Source organism: Pseudomonas sp. Fl5BN2 (genome assembly GCF_009908205.1).
In the GTDB taxonomy this organism is placed as follows: domain Bacteria; phylum Pseudomonadota; class Gammaproteobacteria; order Pseudomonadales; family Pseudomonadaceae; genus Aquipseudomonas.
Genome location: NZ_JAAARL010000006.1, coordinates 327,293 through 349,288, shown reverse-complemented (window position 1 = coordinate 349,288; position 21,996 = coordinate 327,293). Strand labels below are relative to the sequence as shown.

General features: G+C 62.0%; 20 protein-coding genes. 8 read left to right on the top strand and 12 right to left on the bottom strand.

Translation table 11 applies throughout. From position 1 onward, the window contains the following. Window positions 1-177: 177 nt before the first annotated feature. The 3 genes from GV819_RS11460 to GV819_RS11450 form a co-directional block, all read right to left on the bottom strand. The gene (locus tag GV819_RS11460; RefSeq protein WP_161756183.1) at window positions 178-1,512 is read right to left on the bottom strand and encodes a sigma-54-dependent transcriptional regulator; all 1,335 of its coding nucleotides are present in this window, start codon (window positions 1,510-1,512) and stop codon (window positions 178-180) included. Then, on the bottom strand, window positions 1,506-3,272 hold the full coding sequence (locus GV819_RS11455) for a sensor histidine kinase (RefSeq protein WP_161756182.1): 1,767 nt from the start codon (window positions 3,270-3,272) through the stop codon (window positions 1,506-1,508). Before GV819_RS11455 ends, GV819_RS11460 begins: the two co-directional genes overlap by 7 nt. A gap of 152 nt (window positions 3,273-3,424) precedes the next feature. Next, a complete protein-coding gene (locus GV819_RS11450; protein ID WP_161756181.1) occupies window positions 3,425-4,948 on the bottom strand; it encodes a fumarate hydratase in 1,524 nt (507 codons plus the stop codon). Window positions 4,949-5,286: 338 nt separating this feature from the next. Here GV819_RS11450 and GV819_RS11445 point away from each other — a divergent pair, with 338 nt between their 5' ends. The 3 genes from GV819_RS11445 to GV819_RS11435 are packed head-to-tail and all read left to right on the top strand — an operon-like array spanning window position 5,287 to window position 8,102. Further along, window positions 5,287-6,393, top strand: coding sequence for a GGDEF domain-containing protein (locus GV819_RS11445; protein ID WP_161756180.1), 1,107 nt, complete (start codon window positions 5,287-5,289; stop codon window positions 6,391-6,393). Further along, window positions 6,386-7,324 carry an iron-sulfur-binding ferredoxin reductase gene (locus GV819_RS11440; RefSeq protein ID WP_161756179.1) on the top strand — a complete coding sequence of 313 codons (939 nt, stop codon included), beginning with the start codon at window positions 6,386-6,388 and terminating at the stop codon, window positions 7,322-7,324. The genes GV819_RS11445 and GV819_RS11440 overlap by 8 nt, the downstream gene beginning before the upstream one ends. 28 nt (window positions 7,325-7,352) lie before the next feature. Then, window positions 7,353-8,102, top strand: a complete 750-nt coding sequence (locus GV819_RS11435; RefSeq protein WP_161756178.1) for an enoyl-CoA hydratase-related protein — start codon at window positions 7,353-7,355, stop codon at window positions 8,100-8,102. Between the two features lie 125 nt (window positions 8,103-8,227). Here GV819_RS11435 and pyk read toward each other — a convergent pair whose 3' ends face one another. Next, window positions 8,228-9,679, bottom strand: coding sequence for a pyruvate kinase (pyk, locus tag GV819_RS11430; RefSeq protein ID WP_161756177.1), 1,452 nt, complete (start codon window positions 9,677-9,679; stop codon window positions 8,228-8,230). Window positions 9,680-9,836: 157 nt separating this feature from the next. Here pyk and GV819_RS11425 point away from each other — a divergent pair, with 157 nt between their 5' ends. After that, a complete protein-coding gene (locus tag GV819_RS11425; RefSeq protein ID WP_161756176.1) occupies window positions 9,837-10,211 on the top strand; it encodes a tetratricopeptide repeat protein in 375 nt (124 codons plus the stop codon). A 220-nt stretch (window positions 10,212-10,431) separates the two neighbouring features. Beyond that, complete coding sequence (locus GV819_RS11420; protein ID WP_161756175.1) at window positions 10,432-10,791, top strand: PilZ domain-containing protein; 360 nt, start codon at window positions 10,432-10,434, stop codon at window positions 10,789-10,791. Window positions 10,792-10,806: 15 nt separating this feature from the next. Here the strand turns inward: GV819_RS11420 and GV819_RS11415 are convergent, their stop codons facing one another. Genes GV819_RS11415 through GV819_RS11390 form a run of 6 tightly spaced genes read right to left on the bottom strand, consistent with a single transcriptional unit; the run spans window position 10,807 to window position 17,573 of the window. Next, window positions 10,807-12,138 carry a DUF58 domain-containing protein gene (locus GV819_RS11415; protein WP_161756174.1) on the bottom strand — a complete coding sequence of 444 codons (1,332 nt, stop codon included), beginning with the start codon at window positions 12,136-12,138 and terminating at the stop codon, window positions 10,807-10,809. Window positions 12,139-12,151: 13 nt separating this feature from the next. Then, entirely contained in the window at window positions 12,152-13,177 is a 1,026-nt protein-coding gene (locus GV819_RS11410; RefSeq protein WP_161756173.1) for an AAA family ATPase, read from the bottom strand. Further along, window positions 13,174-14,337 (bottom strand): DUF4350 domain-containing protein, encoded by a 1,164-nt coding sequence (locus GV819_RS11405; RefSeq protein WP_161756172.1) that lies wholly within the window; start codon window positions 14,335-14,337, stop codon window positions 13,174-13,176. The genes GV819_RS11410 and GV819_RS11405 overlap by 4 nt, the downstream gene beginning before the upstream one ends. Continuing rightward, window positions 14,334-15,884 (bottom strand): DUF4129 domain-containing protein, encoded by a 1,551-nt coding sequence (locus tag GV819_RS11400; RefSeq protein ID WP_161756171.1) that lies wholly within the window; start codon window positions 15,882-15,884, stop codon window positions 14,334-14,336. The genes GV819_RS11405 and GV819_RS11400 overlap by 4 nt, the downstream gene beginning before the upstream one ends. Further along, entirely contained in the window at window positions 15,871-16,851 is a 981-nt protein-coding gene (locus GV819_RS11395; RefSeq protein WP_161756170.1) for a stage II sporulation protein M, read from the bottom strand. Before GV819_RS11395 ends, GV819_RS11400 begins: the two co-directional genes overlap by 14 nt. After that, window positions 16,848-17,573 carry an RDD family protein gene (locus GV819_RS11390; protein WP_161756169.1) on the bottom strand — a complete coding sequence of 242 codons (726 nt, stop codon included), beginning with the start codon at window positions 17,571-17,573 and terminating at the stop codon, window positions 16,848-16,850. The genes GV819_RS11395 and GV819_RS11390 overlap by 4 nt, the downstream gene beginning before the upstream one ends. 185 nt (window positions 17,574-17,758) lie before the next feature. Between GV819_RS11390 and sbcB the strand changes: the two genes are divergently transcribed. Next, the gene (gene sbcB / locus GV819_RS11385) at window positions 17,759-19,186 is read left to right on the top strand and encodes an exodeoxyribonuclease I (RefSeq protein WP_161756168.1); all 1,428 of its coding nucleotides are present in this window, start codon (window positions 17,759-17,761) and stop codon (window positions 19,184-19,186) included. Between the two features lie 105 nt (window positions 19,187-19,291). Here the strand turns inward: sbcB and mvaT are convergent, their stop codons facing one another. Further along, a complete protein-coding gene (mvaT, locus tag GV819_RS11380) occupies window positions 19,292-19,666 on the bottom strand; it encodes a histone-like nucleoid-structuring protein MvaT (protein WP_161756167.1) in 375 nt (124 codons plus the stop codon). Between the two features lie 347 nt (window positions 19,667-20,013). On the opposite strand from mvaT, the gene purU reads away from it, so the two are divergent. Then, window positions 20,014-20,862 carry a formyltetrahydrofolate deformylase gene (gene purU, locus GV819_RS11375; protein ID WP_161756166.1) on the top strand — a complete coding sequence of 283 codons (849 nt, stop codon included), beginning with the start codon at window positions 20,014-20,016 and terminating at the stop codon, window positions 20,860-20,862. A 68-nt stretch (window positions 20,863-20,930) separates the two neighbouring features. Beyond that, on the top strand, window positions 20,931-21,095 hold the full coding sequence (locus GV819_RS32940; protein ID WP_178125973.1) for a hypothetical protein: 165 nt from the start codon (window positions 20,931-20,933) through the stop codon (window positions 21,093-21,095). Between the two features lie 94 nt (window positions 21,096-21,189). Here the strand turns inward: GV819_RS32940 and GV819_RS33735 are convergent, their stop codons facing one another. Continuing rightward, complete coding sequence (locus GV819_RS33735; RefSeq protein WP_372242086.1) at window positions 21,190-21,954, bottom strand: methyl-accepting chemotaxis protein; 765 nt, start codon at window positions 21,952-21,954, stop codon at window positions 21,190-21,192. Between the last annotated feature and the right edge of the window lie 42 nt (window positions 21,955-21,996).

Sequence of the window (21,996 nt, the reverse complement as noted above, 5' to 3'; positions counted from 1 at the left end):
GTGCGCGCAAGCGCAGCCTACAAGGGTTATAGCAGGACCTGTGCCAGGAGAGAGAGCCCCGGTTTAGAGGGGGCGCTGGAAATGATGAGCGGAAATCCGCTTGTGGAGGAGGGTTGGGTGAGCGGGAAATTGCCGAAGAGCAGCTGCTGCAGCCGCTAGCTTCGGAGGTTGGAGCGTTCAGCTGCCTTTGACAAACATCTCTCTGGTCAGCCCATGACGTTGCATCTTTTCGTTCAGCGTCCGGCGTGGCAGTTGCAGTTCGTTGAGCACTGCCTTGATGTCGCCCTTGTGGCGGGTCAGGGCGGCGCGCAGGCACTGGGCCTCGAAGGCTTCCTGCTGTGCAGCCAGAGACTGGCCGGCGTCGATGACTTCGGTTTCCGGCTCTCCCAGACCCAGCACTTGGCGTTCGGCGACGTTGGCCAGTTCGCGCACGTTGCCCGGCCAGTCATGGCTGAGCAGGCGGCTCAACTGCGTGCCGCTCAAGGGCGTGTTACTGCGTCCCAGGCGTTCGGCGGCGGCATGGGCGAAGTGCTCATACAGCAACGGAATGTCCTCGCGACGTTCTCGCAGCGGCGGTAGTCGCAGTTCGGCGACGGTCAGGCGATAGGCCAGGTCTTCACGGAAACGTCCGGCCCGGGCTTCGTCCAGCAGGTCGGGTTTGGTCGCGGCGATGATCCGCAGGTCGACCTTGATGCTCTGGTTGGAGCCCAGGCGTTCGAGTTTCTGTTCCTGCAGCACCCGCAGCAGCTTGACCTGCTGGGCCAGGGGCATGCTTTCGATTTCGTCGAGAAACAGCGTACCGCCATGGGCGTACTCCAACTTGCCGATGCGCTTGCCCTGGGCGCCGGTGAAGGCGCCGCTTTCGTGACCGAACAACTCGGCCTCGAACAGTTGTTCAGGGATCGCCGCACAGTTCAGGGCAACGAAGGGCTTGCCGGCCCGGGGGCCGAAATCATGCAGGCAGCGGGCAATCAGCTCCTTGCCGCTGCCGGTTTCCCCGCGGATCAGCACATTCACCGGCAGGGCAGCCAGTTCCAGCACCTGGCGACGCAGGGTCTGCAAGGCCCGGGACACTCCGAGCAGGGTGCTGTCGAGCTTGGCCCGACTATCGGCCTGTTGGTGCAGGCGGCGGTTCTCCATGACCAGGCGGCGCTTGTCCAGGGCCCGGCGCAGGCTGCTGAGCAGGGTGTCGGGGCTGAAGGGTTTTTCCAGGAAGTCGTAGGCTCCGTCGCGCATGGCTTCCACCGCCATGGGCACGTCGCCGTGGCCGGTGAGAAGAATGATCGGCAGGTCGGGATCCAGGAGCTGAACCTGGCCCAGCAGTTCCAGGCCACTGATGCCGGGCATGCGCACATCGCTAAGGATCACCCCGGGGAAGTCCCTGGGCAGATGCGCCAGGCAGTCCTCGGCCCGACTGAACAGTTGGACCTCGAACCCCGACAGGCTCAGCCATTGTTCGATGGCGGTGCGGATGCTGGCTTCGTCATCCACCACGATTACCGAGTTCAGCATTGGATATGTGCCTCCAGGTCGATAGGCAGGCTGAGGGTGAACACCGCGCCCTGATCCTGGTTGGCCGCGCTCAGGCGGCCGCCCAGTTCATGGACGATGGCGTAGGACACCGCCAGCCCCAGGCCCAGGCCATCGCCCACGGGTTTGGTGGTGAAGAATGGGTCGAACACGCTCAGCAGGTGTTCTTCGGCGATCCCGCCACCGGTGTCGGCCACCCGCAGTTGCCACAATTGATCCTCGGCCTCGAGGCGGATCTCCAGGCGCTTGTGAGCTTTGTCCTGCATGGCGTCAAGGGCGTTACGCAGTAGATTGATCAACACCTGCTCCAGGCGGATGGCATCGCCCCGGACCCAGGCCGGACGGGTCAGGTGCAGCACGACTTCGATCTCTTCGGCGCGCAGCCGGGCCTCCAGCAAGTGCAGCGACTGGTCCACCACCGCTGCCAGGTCCAGGCGTTCACGCAAGCCACTAGGGCTTTTGCGGGCGAAGATCTTGAGATGGCTGGTGAGGGCGGCCATGCGGGTCAGCATGTCGTCCAGTGGGCGCAGGGCCTTGTAGGCTTCATCCACCCGGCCGTGATCCAGCAGCAGTCTCAGCGTCGCAAGCTGCATGCGCTGGGCGGTCAGGGGTTGGTTGATTTCGTGGGCCAAGGCCGCGGACATCTGCCCCAGGGCGGCGAGTTTGGCCGACTGCACCAGGCCTTCCTGTGCAGTGCGCAGATCCCGGGTGCGCTCCTGGACCAATTGCTCGAGTTCTTCACGGTTGCGCTGGCGGATTTTGCCCAGGCGCCAGCGCTGGTTGAGGAACAGCAACAGGAACACCAGGCTCAGCCAGAGGCCGGCGGCGGCGAGACCGGCGTTGCGGCTTTCCTCGAAGGCATTCGCCGGCTTGCGCAGTAGGTGCAGGGTCCAGCCCTCGGCAGTCAGCGGCAGGGATTCCCAGAGGTAGTTGGCACTGCCTTCAGGGCCGTCGACCCGGACCAGGCGGCTGCTGTCGTCAAACTGCTGCAGGGTCGTGTGTTGCAACGGCGTCAGAGGTTGTTTGTCGTACTGGCGGGTGAGTTTGATTTCCGCCAGGTCGTTGTCGGACAGCGGCTGCAGCTGCCGGTAGCGCCAGCCGGGCTGGTTGGCGATGAAGATGATGCCCCGGGCATCGCTCACCAACAGGGTGTCGTTGCCTTGGCTCCATTCATGTTCCAGTTCGGGAAACTCCAGCTTGACCACCATGGCCCCGAGGAAGTCCTCGTTATCGGTCTTGACCGCGCTGGAAAGGAAATAGCCGGGAATGCCGCTGGTCACGCCGACCGCATAAAAGCGCCCGCTGCCCTGGCTGCGGGTCTGCTTGAAGTAGGGGCGAAAGCCGTAGTTGTGGCCGACATAGCTGCTGGGCAGGCGCCAGTTGCTGGCGGCCACGGCCAAGCCTTCGTGGTTCAGCAGCTCGAGGGTCGAGGAGCGGGCGGCGCCGTTGATCTTTTCCAGTTTGCGGTTCAGCACATCCTGGGTTTGCTCTGTCACCGGGCCCAGGAGCGCCGAGCGCAGTTCCGGGTCCAGGGCCAGCACCGCCGGCAAGGCGCGATAACGTTCGATCAGGGTGTGCAGGGAGTTGGCATACAGCCCCAACTGCTCATTGGCCCGGGCAGCATCCTCCACCAGGGTCTGGCGCTCGGCATGACGCATGGCCAGGCCAGCGCTGATGACGGTGCCAGCGAGAATCACCAGGATATAGAACGTCAGGCGGAGTGGGCGAGAGATCTGGGCCATGAGTCAGGGCAGGCTGCAATGGGGGCGGGAACGATAGCATGAGCGCCGGGTGGAACGTTGATCGCGGACAGTTTCGATAAAGCGCGGAACATAAAAAAGCGCCGGGCTGTTGGATCAACAGCCCGGCGCTTTTGCCGAACGGGGGGAAGGGCTTACTGCACTTCTACCGCCAGGCTGTCACTGATCTTTTTCTGCCAGATGGCAGGACCGGTGATGTGTACCGACTCGCCCTTGCTGTCGACTGCGACAGTGACCGGCATGTCCTTGACGTCGAACTCGTAGATCGCTTCCATGCCCAGTTCGGCAAAGGCCAGGACCTTGGACTTCTTGATCGCCTGGGCCACCAGGTAGGCGGCGCCGCCAACGGCCATCAGGTACACGGCCTTGTTGTCCTTGATCGCTTCAATGGCGGTTGGGCCACGCTCGGACTTGCCGATCATGCCCAGCAGGCCGGTCTGCTCGAGGATCTGTCGGGTGAACTTGTCCATCCGCGTAGCGGTGGTCGGGCCGGCCGGGCCAACCACTTCGTCGCCCACCGGGTCTACCGGGCCAACGTAGTAGATGAAGCGACCCTTGAGGTCTACCGGCAGGGTTTCACCCTTGTTGAGCATCTCGACCATGCGCTTGTGCGCAGCATCACGGCCAGTGAGCATCTTGCCGTTGAGAAGGACGGTTTCACCCGGTTTCCAGCTTTGCACGTCTTCCGGGGTCAGGGTATCGAGGTTGACGCGACGAGCCGACGGGCCGGCTTCCCAGACGATTTCCGGGTAGGCGTCCAACGGTGGCGCTTCCAGCGAGGCCGGGCCGGAACCGTCGAGCACGAAGTGTGCGTGGCGGGTGGCGGCGCAGTTGGGGATCATGCACACCGGCAAGGAGGCGGCGTGGGTCGGGTAGTCCATGATCTTCACGTCGAGCACGGTGGTCAGGCCGCCCAGGCCCTGGGCGCCGATGCCCAGTTGGTTGACCTTCTCGAACAGTTCCAGGCGCATTTCTTCAATGCGGTTGGACGGACCGCGAGCCTTGAGCTCGTGGATGTCGATGGACTCCATCAACACTTCCTTGGCCATTACCGCGGCTTTCTCGGCGGTACCGCCGATGCCGATGCCCAGCATGCCCGGTGGGCACCAGCCGGCGCCCATGGTCGGAACGGTTTTCAGCACCCAGTCGACGATCGAGTCGGACGGGTTGAGCATGGCCATCTTCGATTTGTTCTCGGAGCCGCCGCCCTTGGCCGCCACATCCACTTCCACGGTGTTGCCCGGGACGATGGAGTAGTGGATCACCGCCGGGGTGTTGTCCTTGGTGTTTTTCCGTGCGCCGGCCGGGTCGGCCAGGATGGATGCGCGCAGGACGTTTTCCGGCAGGTTGTAGGCGCGACGCACGCCTTCGTTGATCATGTCATCCAGGCCCATGGTGGCGCCGTCCCAGCGCACGTCCATGCCCACGCGAACGAATACGGTGACGATGCCGGTGTCCTGGCAGATTGGCCGGTGACCGGTGGCGCACATGCGCGAGTTGATCAGGATCTGCGCCATGGAGTCACGGGCGGCCGGCGACTCTTCGCGCAGGTAGGCCTCGTGCATCGCCTGGATGAAGTCCACGGGGTGGTAGTAGGAAATGAACTGCAGGGCGTCGGCAACGCTCTGAATCAGGTCGTCTTGCTTGATCACGGTCATGAGTCGCGCTCCTCTAAAAGACGGGAACATTTAATAAAGGTGACTGCAGCTTGGGTGCATCGGTCGGTTGCAGTCACCTTCCAAGGCACGCCGGACAACAACTGGCGCGACGCTAAAAAGGCGCCGCAGTATACCGCGCCTGGGGGTTGGGCACACCCGCCAGCCAGGCAAACGAAAGTCGCCCATCGGATGGGCACTGTTCTTGCGTGAAACAGCGGCGAAACCCCGGATCACGGCTTAAAATTTGGATAGTCATTTGTCTGCTGCAGCACTAAAGTGGCAAGTGGCCTGCAGGGTAGGAAACTCTTTAAGCCTCCTTTCTCACGGTGAGTCAACGATTGACCCATAAAGCCATCCAGAGCTTGTTGCTCAAGCGCTTCAGTATTGCCGCGGGCACCTACGGACTGATTCTGCTGCTGTTCTGGCTGGCGGTTCTCACGGGGCATTACCGCGCCTCGACCACCAGTGCGCTGTGGGTCACGACTCTGGTCCTGGCCAGTCAGGGACTGCTGTATTGGGTATTCGCCAGCGGCCGCAACCTGCGGTTTGCCGATCCCAGCCTGACCGAGTTCCAGGTGGTCCTGGGCATTGCCTGGCAGACCTGGTTGATCGCCCATCTGGATCAGGCCCGCGGGACCTTCCTGGTGTTCTATATCCTGCCGCTGTTGTTCGGTCTGTTTCATCTATCCCGCGGGGCCTATCTGCGCTGTGCAGTACTGATCTTCTTCTGCTTTGCCGGAGTCACCCTGTGGGACGGTTATCACTTCGTCCTTGCCGATCCGCAACTGGCGGCGCTGCAAGTCTGTGTCCTGCTGGTGATGCTGGTATGGATGTGCCTGTATGCGGCCTATGTCCAGGCTTCGCGTTCACGCATGCGCCAGCGGCGTTTCGCCTTGCAGGCCCATCAGGACACCCTGCGGGGAATGATGCGACAGCTGGAGGATCTGGTGGCCACCGATGAGTTGACCGGCCTGTTCAATCGCCGACACTTTCTGCGAATTGCCAGTCGCGAATTGCAAGCCATGGATCAGGAACAGGTGCATGGTCTGGCGTTGATCGATCTGGACCATTTCAAGCGCATCAACGATATCCACGGCCATGCCGCGGGAGACCAGGTGCTACAGGCGTTCGGCGCGGTGGCTACGGCGTGCCTGCGCGATGGCGATGTCTTGGCTCGCTATGGTGGTGAGGAATTCGTGATCCTGCTTCCCGAGTGTGATGCCGAACGCCTGACCTCCTGTTGCGAGCGTTTGCGCCTGGCCTTCATGGAGGTGCAACTGGTGGGCCTGAATGTGCGTGACCTGAGTCTGTCGGCGGGGATGACCCTGCTGCAGGCCGGCGACGATCTGGACAATGCCCTGCAGCGCGCCGACCAGGCGCTGTACCGGGCCAAGCGCGACGGCCGCAATCGTTGTTCCGCGGCCTGGGAAAATCTCGATGCCTGAATTGTCTGTCGGCGCGCGACGCTGGTCGGTGGCGCCTGGAAGCAACCTGCTGGATGCCTTGTGTCAGGCCGGTGTGGCGGTGCCTTACAGCTGTCGCGCCGGCAGTTGCCACGCTTGCCTGGTGCATTGTGTCCAGGGCCTGCCCAGCGACAGCCGGCCGGATGCATTGAGCGATGAACAGCGCCATCGTGGCTGGCGCCTGGCCTGCCAGTGCCAGGTGGTGGAAGACCTGCAGGTCGAGACCTTCGATCCTTTGCGTGATGGCCTGCCGGCTACGGTTATTGGGATCGACTGGCTGTCATCTACGGTCCTGCGCTTGCGTTTGCAACCTGAACGGCCACTGCGTTACCGCGCCGGCCAGCATCTGGTGTTGTGGGCTGCCAATCAGATTGCTCGGCCTTACTCCCTGGCCAGCCTGCCTGAAGAAGACCGTTTTCTGGAGTTTCACCTGGATTGCCGGCACCCGGGGCAATTCAGCGATCAAGCCCGCCAGTTGCAGCTCGGCGACTCCGTCCGCCTGGGCGAACTGCGAGGCGGCGCGTTGCACTATGATCCGAACTGGCAGCAGCGGCCGCTCTGGCTGCTGGCGTCGGGGACCGGGCTGGCGCCGTTGTTCGGCGTATTGCGCGAGGCCCTGCGTCAGGATCACCAAGGCCCTATCCGGGTCATTCACCTGGCCCATGACAGCAGTGAGCATTACTTGGCCAAACCCTTGGCCGCCCTGGCGGCGAACCGTCCCCAACTGACTGTCGAACTTTGGGAGGGGGCCGGGCTGACAGCGGCTTTGGCGCAACTGCGGCTTGTTTCCCGGCAAACCCAGGCCTTACTCTGCGGGCACCCTGACAGTGTCGAAGCCTTTGCCCGGCGCCTGTACCTGGCGGGGCTGCCGCGCAATCAACTGCTGGCCGATGTGTTCCTGCCCCGTGGTTGAGTGCTGATTCTTCCAGAGCGAGACCTACATGACCGATGCCATCGAGCTGCAACGCGAGGGCGGGCTGCTGACCCTGCGCCTGAACCGCCCCGACAAGAAAAACGCCCTGACCCGTGCCATGTACAGCCGCTTGGCCGAGGCCCTGGCCGAGGCGGACGCCGACCCGGAAATCAATGCCCTGCTGATCTGCGGTAGCAGCGAGTGCTTTACCGCAGGCAACGACATTGCCGACTTTCTGCAACAGCCACCCAGCGACCTCGACAGTCCGGTGTTCCAGTTCATGCTTAATCTGCTGGAGTGTCGCAAGCCGGTGGTGGCGGCAGTGGCTGGTGCTGCGGTGGGCATCGGCACCACCTTGCTGCTGCATTGCGACCTGGTCTATGTCAGCCGTGATGCACGGTTGCGTATGCCGTTCGTCAACCTTGGCCTGTGCCCGGAGTTTGGTTCGAGCCTGATCCTGCCGCGTTTGTTGGGACAGGCCAAGGCGGCTGAGTTGTTGTTGCTCGGTGAAGGTTTCAGTGGCGAACAGGCCGCCGCCTGGGGAATTGCCACTGCCGCCCTGGGGGATGGCGTGGCGACTCTGGCCAGGGCCAGGGAAGTGGCGTTGCGTTTCAGTCAGTTGGCGCCGGCAGCGGTACAGGTCAGCAAGCACTTGATGAAAGCCCCGGACCGCCAGCAACTGCGTGAGGTAATAGCGCAAGAGGGCGCGTTGTTCACCCAGCGTTTGCGCTCGCCGGAAGCGATTGCCGCGTTATCGGGGTTTCTTGCCAAAGGCTGAGGTTGCGGCGCCAAGTTTTTCGTTCCCTGTCGCCGCAACCTTCGGCAGTCGCTACAGGGGCAGGGCAGGCATGAAAAAGCCCCGACGTTTTCACGCCGGGGCTTTTGTGTTCAGCGAACCAGAACTCAGACCATCGGGTCGCCAACGTGCAGGATCTTCATGCCGTTGGTGCCGCCGGTGGTGTGGTAGCTGTCGCCCTTGGTGAGAATCACCCAGTCGCCTTTTTCCACCACGCCGCGCTTCAGTAACTCGTCGATCGCAGCTTGGCTGACCTGCTCTGGAGGCAGGGATGCCGGGTCGAACGGGATGGTGTAGACGCCGCGGAACATGGCCGCGCGAGCCTGGGTCTCACGGTGTGGAGAGTAGGCGTAGATCGGCACCGAAGAACGGATACGCGACATGATCAGCGGGGTGTAGCCACTTTCGGTGAGGGCGATGATTGCCTTCACGCCAGGGAAGTGGTTGGCGGTGTACATGGCGGCCAGGGCGATGCTCTGGTCACAGCTTTCAAACACCTTGCCCATGCGATGGCTGGAGGTCTTGCTGGTGGGGTGTTTTTCCGCACCGACGCAGATCCGCGCCATGGCCTGGACCGCTTCCAGTGGGTAGGCACCGGCAGCGCTTTCCGCCGAGAGCATGACCGCGTCGGTGTAGTCGAGCACGGCGTTGGCCACGTCGGACACTTCGGCACGGGTCGGCATCGGGTTCTGGATCATCGACTCCATCATCTGGGTCGCAACGATCACTGCCTTGTTGTGACGACGGGCGTGGAGGATGATTTTCTTCTGGATGCCCACCAGCTCGGCGTCGCCGATTTCCACGCCGAGGTCGCCACGGGCCACCATCACTGCGTCACTGGCGTTGATCAGGCCGTCGAGGGTTTCATCATCGGCCACGGCTTCGGCGCGTTCGATCTTTGCCACCAGCCAAGCGGTACTGCCAGCTGCGTCCCGCAGCTTGCGGGCATATTCCATGTCGGCGGCATCACGTGGGAAGGACACGGCCAGGTAGTCGACTTGCATCTCGGCCGCCAGCTTGATGTCGGCCTTGTCTTTTTCGGTCAGGGCCGGAGCCGTCAGGCCACCGCCACGACGGTTGATGCCTTTGTGGTCTGACAGTGGGCCGCCGATGGTGACCACGCAATTGAGTTCGGTGGCGGTGGCGGTTTCCACGCGCATTACCACGCGGCCGTCATCCAACAGCAGTTCGTCACCGACGCCGCAGTCCTTGACCAGGTCCGGGTAGTCGATGCCGACGATGTCCTGGGTGCCTTCAGTCAGCGGATGGCCGGTGGAGAAGGTGAACTTGTCACCGATCTTCAGCTCGATGCGCTTGTTGGCAAATTTGGCGATACGAATTTTCGGGCCTTGCAGGTCGCCGAGGATAGCAACGAAGCGGCCGTGCTTGGCTGCCAGGTCGCGGACCAGTTGGGCGCGAGCCTTGTGCTCGTCCGGAGTGCCGTGGGAGAAGTTCAGACGGGCAACATCCAGTCCCGCGAGAATCAACTGTTCGAGAACTTCCGGCGAGTTACTGGCCGGGCCAAGGGTTGCGACGATTTTGGTACGACGAACGGACATGCACGGACTCCTGAGTTCAAGCGCAACGAGAGGCTACTATGCTCCGAAGTTGTAGTCATTGTTCGTTTGCACTACTTATTGGTTTGTTTGTTTACCGCAACAACCTTGAAGATTTTTGCCAATGAGTCGATACACTGCACAAGACAGGAGATACCTCATGCGATTCGTACTCATTGCTGCCCTGGCCGTCAGTGTTGTCGGCTGCACCCGCTGGTCCATGGATCACCATTTGAACAACGCCTACCGGGCTTATGACCGTGGCAACTGCGAGAGCGTGATGCTCGAGTTGAGCCAAGTCGACCGTGACAGCCGTGCGCGGCGCTATATCCAGCCGGAAGTGTCGATGCTGCGCGGGCAATGCCTGGAGCGTCAGAGCTTGTTCGTCGATGCCGCGCAGACTTACCAGTTCATCATTACCCAGTACCCCAGCAGCGAATACGCCTATCGCGCCCGGGCCCGCCTGGAGACGCTGCAGCAACTGGGGCATTTTCCGCCCCGCGGTGCCGCTCAGGTTCGCCACACTGCCTTGTGATCGACGCTCGTCAGGGGCGCTTTAATTGCCCCAGAAGCTTGAGCTAACATTCGTGCAGCTTTTTCGAATTCTGCTTCAGCCTTGCCTGCGGCAGGAGCGTTGGAATCCTTCTGGCGATTTTCCTCGCACATCGAATCCGGGAGAACGAGCCGGCACTCAAGGCCCGTTCCGAAGCACTAGTGCGGTCATGCTTAATGGCCTTTCCAAAGCGATACCCAGCATGTTCACGGAACGTCGTATCGAGCGGCATCAACTGTCGTCTTTCTTGAAAGTCTTCAACCGGTTTACTGACAAGCCCGTCGGTTTCCTGGGCAATCTCTCTGCTGATGGGCTGATGTTGATCAGCCAGTTGCCAATGCTGATCGGTGCCGAGTTCGAGTTGCGGGTGAAGGTGCCCTGCGGTGAGGGGCAGGTGCAATTGATCGATTTCAGTGCCAGCTGCCTGTGGTGCCATGAGGACCTCACGCCTCACCACTACGACAGCGGTTTCAGCCTGTTGCGGGTATCGCCCGAGTTCGCCGAGCTGGAGCAAGCCCTGCGTCATTACTTCAGTTTTCATCCGGTGCAGACTTCGGCCTGATGCAGGTGGCTGCCGCTACAGGCTGCCGGCTTTCTTCCAACTCAGATAACGGCTGACCAGTTCGGCCCCCAGCTCCCCCGGACGGGCGTCGAGCAGGGCGATGCCGTGGGCACTCAGGCGTTCATGGAGTTCGGCCCGGGTATTCAGGTAGTTCACCGCCGCGCTATAGGTCAGTGCCTCGGGCAGGGTTTGCACCGGGCTCTGGCGCAACTGGTCAAGGACTTCCTCGCGCAGGCTGGCCACCAGCACCCGATGCTGGCGGCTGATGCGCTTGACCGCGGTCAGCAGCTCCTGATCATCTTCGTCCCGCAGGTTGGTGACCAGCACCACCAGTGCCCGGCGTTTCTGGCGCGCCAGCAACTCGCTGGCGGCAGCCTGGTAGTCGGCGGGGCGCTGGCTGCTCTGCAGGTCGTAGACTCCGTTGAGCAGGACGCTGAGCTGGGCCGAGCCCTTGACGGGTGCAAGGTAGCGCGAGGTGTCTGCGGCAAAGCTGCACAGGCCCACCGCATCCCCCTGGCGCAGGGCCACATAGCTCAACAACAGGCAGGCGTTGAGGGCATGGTCGAAGTGCGCCAGTTCGCCATCCTGGCTGCGCATGCGACGCCCACAGTCGAGCATGAAAATGATCTGCTGGTCGCGTTCGTCCTGGTACTCCCGAGCGATGGGGGTGCGCTGGCGGGCTGTAGCCTTCCAATCGATCTGCCGCAGGCTGTCGCCCTCGCGAAATTCGCGTAGTTGATTGAATTCCAGTCCCAGGCCGCGGCGTTGCAGCTGGCGCACTCCAAGCTGGCTGAGCCAGTTGTCCACGGCCAGCAATTGTGCGCCATAGAGACGGGCGAAGTCCGGGTAGACCCGGGTGCTGCCGTGAACCTTCACCAGACGTCTGGCGCTCCACAGACCCAGGGTGCTGGGCAGGCTGACTTCACACTGTTCGAAGTTGAAGTGGCCCCGCTGCAGTGGTCGCACGTTGTAGCTGATCCGGCTGACCTGGCCGGGCTCAAGACTGACTGACTGTGGCAGGTGCTCGAAACTCAGTCCCTGGGGCGGGTGATCGAACAGTTGCACGTCGAGGGGTTGTCGATAGCTGTGCAAGATCTCCAGCTGCACCTCGCTCCAGCGTCCCAGGGGCAGGCTGCCGGGCAGCTGGCGACGCACCTCTGGCGAGGCCAGGCGCAGCAGGCGCAGGGCGTCCAGCAATGCCAGCAGCACCAGCGCCAGCATCAGGCCCCAGGCGATCGAGTCCAGGCGTGAGGCGACCTCGATACCCAGGGCGCGAACTACCCCGAGCACAATGTCCAGGCCAGCCAGGGTGCCCAGCCAGATCAGCAGCAGACGGGTCGGCTTCATCGGCGTGGGCTGCTCACAGGCGCGGTGCGGGGATCTGCTCAAGCATCTGCTTGAGCACCTGTTCCACCGACAGGCCTTCGATGTCCAGTTCCGGGGCAACCCGGACCCGATGCCGCAGCACGGCCATGGCGCAGCCCTTGATGTCATCCGGAATCACGAACTCGCCACCCCGCAACAGGGCCCGCGCCCGTGCCCCGCGGACCAGGGCAATGGAGGCGCGAGGGCCGGCGCCGAGGGTCAGCCCAGGCCAGCTACGGGTTGCCCGAGCCAGGCGCACGGCATAGTCGAGTACCTGTTCGTCCAGGGGCAGGTCGCTGGCAATGCGTTGCAGGGCCAGCACGTCCTTGGCTTGCAGCACAGTGCGTAGAGGCTGCACGTCGAGCATGTCGGCGCGGGTCGAGCGCGCGACCTGGCGAACCATGTTCAGCTCTTCCTCGGCGTCCGGGTAATCCATGCGCAGCTTGAGCATGAAACGGTCCAGTTCGGCTTCCGGCAGCGGGTAGGTCCCTTCCTGCTCGATGGGGTTCTGGGTCGCCAGCACCATGAATGGCTGGGCAATGGGCAGCGCCCGGCCTTCCAGGGTGACCTGGCGTTCCTGCATGGCTTCCAGCAGGGCCGCCTGGGTCTTGGCCGGCGCGCGGTTGATCTCATCCGCCAGCAGCAGGTTGGTGAACAGCGGGCCCTTGCGCAGCTTGAACTGTTCGGTTTGCAGGTCGTACACCGCATGCCCGGTGACGTCGCTGGGCATCAGGTCCGGGGTGAACTGGATGCGCGCGAACTCGCCACCGAAGCACCGGGCCAGGGCACGTACCAGCAGGGTCTTGCCGAGGCCGGGGACCCCTTCGAGCAGCACGTGGCCGCCGGCGATCAGCGCGGTCAGCACATCATCGATCACGGCTTCCTGGCCGATCACCACCTTCTGCAGTTCCTGGCGCACGGCCTGGGCCAGTTGGCTGGCCCGTTGACGCTGCTGGGTCGCATGGGCCTGGGCTTGAGGCGGCTCGACAGACTCAATCGGTTCGACGGGTTGTTCGCTCATAGGGCATTCCTGAGAGTTTGCAGGTGGGCGACCTGGCGGCTGAAGTCAGCGCTGGAAAGGCGCTGCCCGGAAAAGGCTTGCAGTGCCTGAGTGACGGCACTGACGGGTTGTTGACTGAGCAGGGCAAGTACCTCTCGCTGGGCGTGTTCGTCCAACTGCTCGAAACCCGGATGACGACGTCGCGCCCGGCGTCGGATATCCACTTGCAAGGCATGCAGCAAGGCGGCCTGGCCGCCATGGCGGAGGAGGAAGTCGGCACTGGCGCGCAGATGTTCGAGCAGTTGGCGTCGGGCCTTGGGCGGTGGTGCCAGCAATGGACCCTGGCGCACTCCCGCATGCCAGAGACTCAGGCCGACCAGCAGGGCGATGGCCACCAGCGCCTGGGGGAAATAGCGCCAGAGCAATTGCCAGAGGCTTGGGTGCTCAGTATTGAACAGCAGCGTCACGGCGCTATCGGTGTTCAGGTACCACAGCAGCCAGGCGTTGTCGTAGAGACCAATAGCGGGGGCTTTCCAGATATCGGCATCGGTCAGCACGGTGACCGAGCCCTTGCCATAGTCCAGCTGGATCATGTGGGTGGCGACGCCACTGTTGGCCCAGGACTGGGCAAGGTCGTCCGGGTCGTCCAGGTGGAAGGCGGTATCAAAGCCGATGTAGGCCGGTGCCTGTTCGTCTTCCAGGTAGACCTTGGTCAGTTTTGGATAGGCGTCGTCGGGCTGCTGTTCCGGCGGCTGCTCAAGGTCCTTGCTCAGTTGCTGGTGGATCTGCACCCGGTCCAGCAGCAGGTCGCCGCTTTGTTCGCTGTCTTCGTCCCACAGGGCCTCGGCGACAAACACCAGGCGGCCGCCGGCACGGGCCCACTCCAGCACTTGATCGACCTGGCCAGGGCTCATGTTCGAGCGCTCCCCGAGCATCAGCAGGCTGTTGCCGGCAGGTTTCAAGCTGGCGAGCACCTCCAGGCCGTTGGCGTGGTCGACCTTGAGACCGCGCTCGCGTAGAAACATTTCGGCGGCCAGGTAGGGGTTGGCCCGGGCTTGCGGAGAAGGGCCGTGGTCGACCAGTTCCTGATAAGGCGTGGCGTGGCGATACAGGTAGTAACCGCTGGCGCTAAGTATCAGGACCAGCAGCAGAGCCAGGCCACCCCACAGGTAGCGCTTCATGATTGCGCTCCAGGGCCGAACAGGCTGCGCCAGCCGTTACACAGCTGCGGTTGCAGGTCTGCGCCGGGTATCTGATGACCGTAGGCCATGTTCTGCCAGTGCCGGGTCAGGCTGATACTGAACGCTTCCAGTTGCGGCTGCTGCAGGTCCTTGATCCGCTCCAGGACCTGGCCTTCGGTATCGGCTACGCCCAGGGGCAGATGAAAATCTTCCAGCAAGCGACTGAGCAGCGCCCGGTACAACAGCCCCAAGGCTTCCCTGGGCTGGCTGGACCACAGTTCTTCGGCGCGGGCCGCGACATCTGCAGGCAGGGTTTCGCTGCTGACCTCCAGGCCGAACAGTTGCTGGGGTGTCGCTGCCGGGCGCTTTTTGCGCGGCAGCGGGCGGCGGCTGACAAACGCCCGCAGCCAGTCGCGGTAACGCCAGATCAGCCAACCCAGGCCCCCTAGCAGCAAGCCCCAGAGGAGGATTTCCAGGCTTTTGGCGAGGCTGCCGAAGCTGTCCTTGCCGAGACTCTCCAGCAGGCTCTTGAGCCAGCCCGGCGGCGTGCTGTTGGAGTCTTTTTTCTGGGTCTGTTCATCGCCGAAGCGGTAGCGGGTGACCGACTCCTGATTCTTGAACGGCGGTTTTTCCAGGATGCCCTGGATACTGTCCTTCGAGGCCTTGCTGGTCAGGGGTTGCTGCAGCAGGCGCGGACTCTCGGGGCCGGCTGCGGAACTGCTGGGGGGCGCAGCCCAGAGTGACTGGGTCGGCGCCAGCAGGATCAGCCCCACCATCAGCAGCAGTGCCGTGACTCCCGCCAATCGCTGGCGCAGTCGGCGAAACACCAGTTCGATGTCCCAGGCTTCCAGCTCGGTGCGTCGGTTGAGGTAGAGGCTGAAGCCGCAGGCCACGTAGATCGGTTCCCAGATGACCAGGACCAGGGCGTAGAAGGCATTGGTCAGGTGCTCCAGCCACAACCAGTCCTGCTGGGCGGCAATGATCAGCGTCTGCCAGTTCCAGTCCAGCTCTATCTGTTGTGGCAGCAACAGGTAGAACAACACCATCAGGCCGATCCACAGGGCGCCTTCCAGGTGCATGCCAATCAGGGTCAGCCAGCGCGCAGCGCCGGCATTGCGCTGCAACAGCACCGCCAGGCGCATTTGCCGGGCGTCACCGCTCAAGCCTTCGAGTTGGACCACGGGCATGACAAAGCTGCGGCTCATGCTGAAACGGCGCCAGGTCAGGCTGGCCAGTAACTGCGGCTTGAGCAGGCGTGGCCATTGCCTCAGGGCCTGTCCGAGGGTCGGAGTTTCGCCAAACAGGGCCTTGGACAGGATGAACAGCGGCAGGCGCTCGAAAGCCGGCTTCAGCCACCAGAACAGCAGCACCGCCAGGGACGGGGTTTCCCACAGCAGCAGGGTCAGCAAGGCAAACACCGGCAGGCTGACGAGGGCCCAACTGCTCATCAGCAGGCCTCGGTGCTGCTGGCTCAGGAGTACACCCAGGTCCATGGCTTCCCAGGCGTTACGCGGGCGGATCACCACACTGGCGTCACTCAGGCGCATGGGATTCACGTCCGGCCAAGCTCAGGTACGCCAGCACCAGGCTCCAGAGTGCGGCACCGACGCTGTATTTGATCCAGGCGGCGGGCCAGGTCATGGAGGACCAATAGGCTTCGACAAAGGCGGCAATCAGCAGAAATGCAATCACTCCGTAGATCAACTGCACGCTGATTCGCGCCGCCTGCAACAGGGCTTCGCCGCGAGGCAGGCGACCGGGGGCGATCAGCGCCCAACCCAGCTTCAGCCCGGCGGCACCGGACAGGGCAATGGCCGTGAGTTCAAAGGCGCCATGACCAATGACGAAGGGCCAGAAGGTCTGGCCGAAGCCGATCTGGGTCAGATGGCCGGCGATGGCACCGATGATCAGGCCGTTGAAAAACAGGAAGAACACGCTGCCCAGGCCGAACAACAGGCCGCTGGCAAAGGTCTGAAAGGCGATGCCGATGTTGTGCATGATGTAGTAGCCGAACATCACCCAGTCTTCACTGGAGGCCCGTTCGGCGGCCCGTCCCAGGCGCCCGGCAGCCGGGTCGTACATGCCCTGCATTTCCGTCACTTGCTGTGGGCTGACCACGCTGTAGATCAGCTCGGGAAACAGATACACCAGCAGGCCGATGCCCAGCAGGCTGCCGAAGAACAGCAGGCTGGCGATCAACACCAGGCGCCACTCCTGGCGCACCAGGCGGGGAAAGCCGGCCAGTATGAAGCCCAGAATATTGGCACTGATGGCGGTACGTTGGCGGTACAACTGCTGATGGCCACGTAGCGCCAGTTGCTGCAGCGGGTCGATCAGATAGCTGCTGTAGCCGCGTTCCTGAGCCAGGGCCAGGTGTTGGCACAGGCGACGATAGTCCTGGACAAAGGTCTGGCAATCCGCATTTTTGGCCCGGCCTCGTTCCAGCTGTTCAAGCTGTTGCTCGAAGTGCTGCCATTGCGGCTGGTGACGGCTTTCAAAAAGGCTTTGTTTCATGTCGCTCCCAGGAAGCCGCGGGCAATGCCATTGAGTTCGGCAGTGGCCTGGGCGGTGGGCACATGCAGCGGTTGGGCGAGGATGGCCGCCAGCTCCCCAGTCCGCTCGGTCGACAGCTGGCCTTGGCGCTCGGCAAAGCCGAGGATCGCACGTTGCTCATCCAGGCTCAGGGCGAAGGGCACGGAACGGGGCTCGGCGGTTGGCAGCTCTGGGCGCTTGACCGACTGCTCGCGGTAGATCACCAGAGTGCCGGCGGCCAGGTCGCCGAGGCGCTTGAAGGTGGGGTGTTGCAGGCAACTGATGGCGCCGAGGAAATAGCCGAACGGCAGCATGTCGGCGAAGCGCAGCAGATTGCGGGTCAGGGAGGCACTCCAGCCAATAGGTGTACCGTCGTCCTGCACTACTCGCAGGCCCATCAGCAGCTTGCCTGGAGAACGGCCCTGGTTCAGGACCTCAAACAGCACCATGTACCACCAACTGATCAGGAACAGCAGGATCGAACCGAGACCGATGCCGATTTCGCCGAAGAAGCCAAGGACGATGAACAGCAGGCCCATGACCAGGCCGCGGATGCCCAGGTCGAGGGCGAAAGCCAGGGAGCGGACCAGCAACCCCGCGGGTCGCAGTGGCAGATCGATGCCCTCGGGGGTTTCGACCTGATACCGCGTATCCAGTGGCGGGTGCAGCGATGCGTTCCTTGGCGTTGCTGTGGTCTCAAGCATGGGTAACTTGTCGACTGGCCTGATAGAGAAAAAATCCAGCGCCGATGCTAGCAGTGTCTGAGGGGCAAACGACATCATTAACTATCAATTAAGCAACCTGGTCTGAGCGTTGCCGGTACGTGCGGCTGGCCCTGGCGGCGCTCAAACGCCTAGACTGCGGCGGTCTTTCAGTTCAGGAACAGGCCGTGACTTCCATCTTTTGGTACGACTACGAAACCACCGGCATCAGTCCGCGCAGTGATCGCCCGTTGCAAGTGGCCGGTATTCGTACCGACCTGGCGCTCAATGAAATCGACGAGCCGGTCAACCTCTACTGCCAGCCCAGCGACGATATCCTGCCGCACCCGGCGGCGTGCATGATCACCGGCATCACCCCGAGCCGCCTGGCCGAGCAGGGCTTGAGCGAAGCCGATTTCATGACCCGGATACACACGCAACTGGCGCGTCCCGGAACCTGTGGCGCCGGCTACAACACCCTGCGCTTCGACGATGAGATGACTCGCTACAGCCTGTACCGCAACTTCTTCGATCCCTATGCCCGGGAGTGGCAGGGCGGCAACAGCCGCTGGGACCTGATCGATGTGGTGCGTACCGCTTACGCGCTACGTCCCCAGGGCATTGTCTGGCCCGAGGAGCAGGGGCAGGTGACGCTGAAGCTGGAGCGCCTGACTGCCGCCAACGGCATCGATCATGGGCAGGCGCACGATGCGCTGTCCGATGTCCGTGCGACCATCGCCCTGGCGCGATTGATTCGTCAGAAGCAACCTAAACTCTATGACTGGCTGTTCCAGTTGCGCAGCAAACAACGGGTGATGGATCAGATCCGCCTGCTGCAACCCATGGTGCACATTTCCGGACGTTTCTCCGCCGCGCGGCACTACGTGGGTGTGGTCTTGCCTCTGGCCTGGCATCCACGCAACCGCAATGCGCTGATTGTCTGTGACCTGCACCTGGATCCGCAGGGCCTGCTGGACCTCGACGCCGAGGCGCTGCGCCAGCGTCTCTATACCCGCCGTGAGGATCTGGCCGAAGGCGAGTTGCCGGTGCCGCTGAAACTCATCCATATCAACCGCTGCCCGGTAGTGGCGCCGTTGAGTGTGTTGCGTAGCGACGATCAACAACGCCTGCACTTGGACATGCAGGAATATCAGCGACGTGCGTTGGTTTTGACTGAGGCTCAGGAAGTTTGGCAGGATAAACTTTCGGTAATTTATGGTCCCGATGAGTTCGCTGCCAGTGAGGACCCGGAGCAACAGTTGTACGACGGTTTTATTGGCGATCGCGACCGGCGTTTGTGTGAACAAGTACGGCAGGCTGATCCGCTGCACTTGGCGCAGCAACAATGGCCATTCGATGATGCGCGCTTGCCGGAACTACTTTTTCGCTACCGTGCCCGTAACTTTACAGAAACATTGAATAGCGCCGAGCAAGAGCGTTGGCGGGGGTTCTGCCAGCAGCGTTTGCTTGATCCGCAATTTGGCGCGCCCAATACCTTGGAAAGTTTTCGGCAGGAGCTTGAAAAGTGCCTGTTAAATGCCGACCCGATGCAACGTCGGGTCTTGGAAGAGTGGCAGGAGTATGTTCGGGCGTTAGCTCTGCGGCTGGCTCTTTGAGAGGTTGCCCTGGCCCTCGAACAGAACGTCGGGGCATAAAAAAACGCCAGCAAGCTGGCGTTTTTTCAGTTGGCCTGCAAAGGCCCGGGCACTCGGCTGTAATGCTTAGCCCAGCAGGGTTGCCCAGCCTTCAACGACATCGCCGCCCCACTTGGCTTTCCACTCTTTCAGAGTCTTGTGGTTGCCGCCTTTGGTTTCGATGACTTCACCGTTGTGCGGGTTTTTGTACTGTTTAACTTTACGTGCACGCTTGGTGCCGGTGGTTTTTGCCGCGGCGCGAGGTGCTTTAACTTTCGAGTCCGGATCCAGCAGGGCGATGATGTCGCGCAGGGACTTGGAGTACTCGCCCATCAGGCTGCGCAATTTGCCTTCGAACTCCAGTTCGGCTTTCAGTTTGTCGTCTTGGGACAGGTTCTTCAAACGTGCTTGCAGTTCTTTGATGGCTTCTTCTGTAGCACGGTATTCGTTGATCAGGGACATGAGGACTACCTTGTTGGGCGCTGAGTGGCGGGGTGACATTGGCGCAATAATAGTCACGGAGTTTGTGCAAGTAAACATAATAACGATGTTTTGTTGGTCTCTCTTAGTGTGTTTAGGCGTAAACACCATTTCGCTATTTAATAGATCGATGCATGCGGCTGCGATAGTCAAAAATTAGTTGCGCACTATTTGCCGGATTCTGCATCAGCGTCGCGAGCCCACTCGATAAGCTGGATCAAGGTGCTGTTGCTGATCTAGTCCGGGGGCGTGCGGCGCAATGAATACTGCAGTTTTTTCGCGTAATGGCTAGAATGGCGACCTTTGCGAAGTTCTGGAGTTTCCCCCTCATGCGCACCTTTCGGTTGGTGATTTCTTGCCCTGACCGCGTTGGCATCGTTGCCAAAGTCAGTAACTTTCTGGCCTCCCACAACGGTTGGATCACCGAAGCGAGCCACCACTCGGACAACCTCAGTGGCTGGTTCTTCATGCGTCACGAGATTCGTGCCGATTCGCTGCCTTTTGGTCTGGAGGCATTCCGTGAGGCTTTTGCGCCGATCGCCGAAGAGTTCTCGATGGACTGGCGGATTACCGACACCGCCGAGAAAAAGCGCGTGGTGTTGATGGCCAGCCGTGAGTCCCATTGCCTGGCCGACTTGCTGCACCGTTGGCACAGCGACGAGCTGGATTGCCAGATCGCTTGTGTGATTTCCAACCACGATGACTTGCGCAGCATGGTCGAGTGGCACGGCATTCCTTATCACCACGTGCCGGTCAATCCTCAGGACAAGGAGCCGGCGTTCGCCGAAGTGTCGCGGCTGGTCAAGCAACACGATGCTGAAGTGGTGGTGCTGGCGCGCTACATGCAAATCCTGCCGCCGGAACTGTGCAGCGAATATGCGCACAAGGTGATCAACATCCACCACAGCTTCTTGCCATCCTTCGTCGGTGCCAAGCCTTACCACCAGGCTTCCCTGCGGGGTGTGAAGCTGATCGGCGCGACGTGCCACTACGTTACCGAAGAGCTGGATGCCGGTCCGATCATCGAGCAGGACGTGGTGCGGGTCAGCCACAGCGACAGCATTGAGGACATGGTGCGTTTCGGCCGCGATGTGGAGAAGATGGTACTGGCCCGTGGCTTGCGTTATCACCTGGAAGACCGGGTGCTGGTGCACGGCAATAAGACCGTGGTGTTCTGATTGAAAAAAAACCAGGAACGGGAGTTCAATAGCCCGGTCCTGGTTATTCAAATCACGAGGTCAGCCCGATGACCGATCCCCTGGATAAAGCCACCTCCCAAGCCCCAGCCACCCTCGGCGAGGGGTGTCTGAGTCGTTACGATCCTGATGATCTCGATGCCGAAGATGGCACTGAGTTTCCTGGTGCCGCTGAGCTCTGGGAGCAACTACAGCCGCCACCGGATCCGCAGTGAGTGCTTCGCCGGCAAGCTGGTTGCTGCGCTAACGGCAGGTAATCGGCTCCTGATGCAGGAGCCGGTTTGTCGGTGCCAATCCCTCAGCGCTCACTCAAATCCTGAAACTGCCCACCAGTTGCTTCAAGCGCGCCGCCTGCTGTTCCAGATCGGAACAGGCTCGCAGGGTCGCCTGCAGGTTTTCCACACCTTCTTGGTTGAGCGTGTTGATCTCGGTGATGTCCATATTGATGGACTCCACCACCGAGGTCTGCTCTTCCGTCGCCGTCGCCACCGACTGGTTCATGCCGTCGATTTCGCCGATGCGCTGGGTCACGCTGTTCAGCCGCTCCCCGGCCTGGTTGGCAATTTCCACACTGTCCTGGCTGTGACGCTGGCTGTTGCTCATGGTGCTCACCGACTCTCGGGCGCCGACTTGCAGTTCTTCGATCATGGTCTGCACTTGTTGCGCCGACTCCTGGGTACGGTGCGCCAGATTGCGCACTTCATCGGCGACCACGGCGAAACCGCGTCCAGCTTCACCGGCCCGGGCTGCTTCGATGGCGGCGTTGAGGGCCAGCAGGTTGGTTTGCTGGGAAATGCTGGTGATGACTTCGAGAATCTGCCCGATGTTCACCGTCTTGCTGTTGAGGGTCTCGATGTTGCTGCTGGAGGCACTGATCATGTCAGACAGTTGGTTCATTGCCTGGATGCTGCGGTCCACCACTTGCTGACCGTCTTCGGCCAGGTTGCGCGCATCGCTGGCTTGCTGCGAGGCCTGGGCGGCGTTGCGGGCGATTTCCTGGGCCGCAGCCCCCAGCTGATTAATGGCCGCGGCGACACTGTTGGTGCGGCTGGCCTGTTCGTCGGAGTTGAGCATCGACGAGTTGGAGGCGCTGACCACTCGCAAGGCCACTTCGTT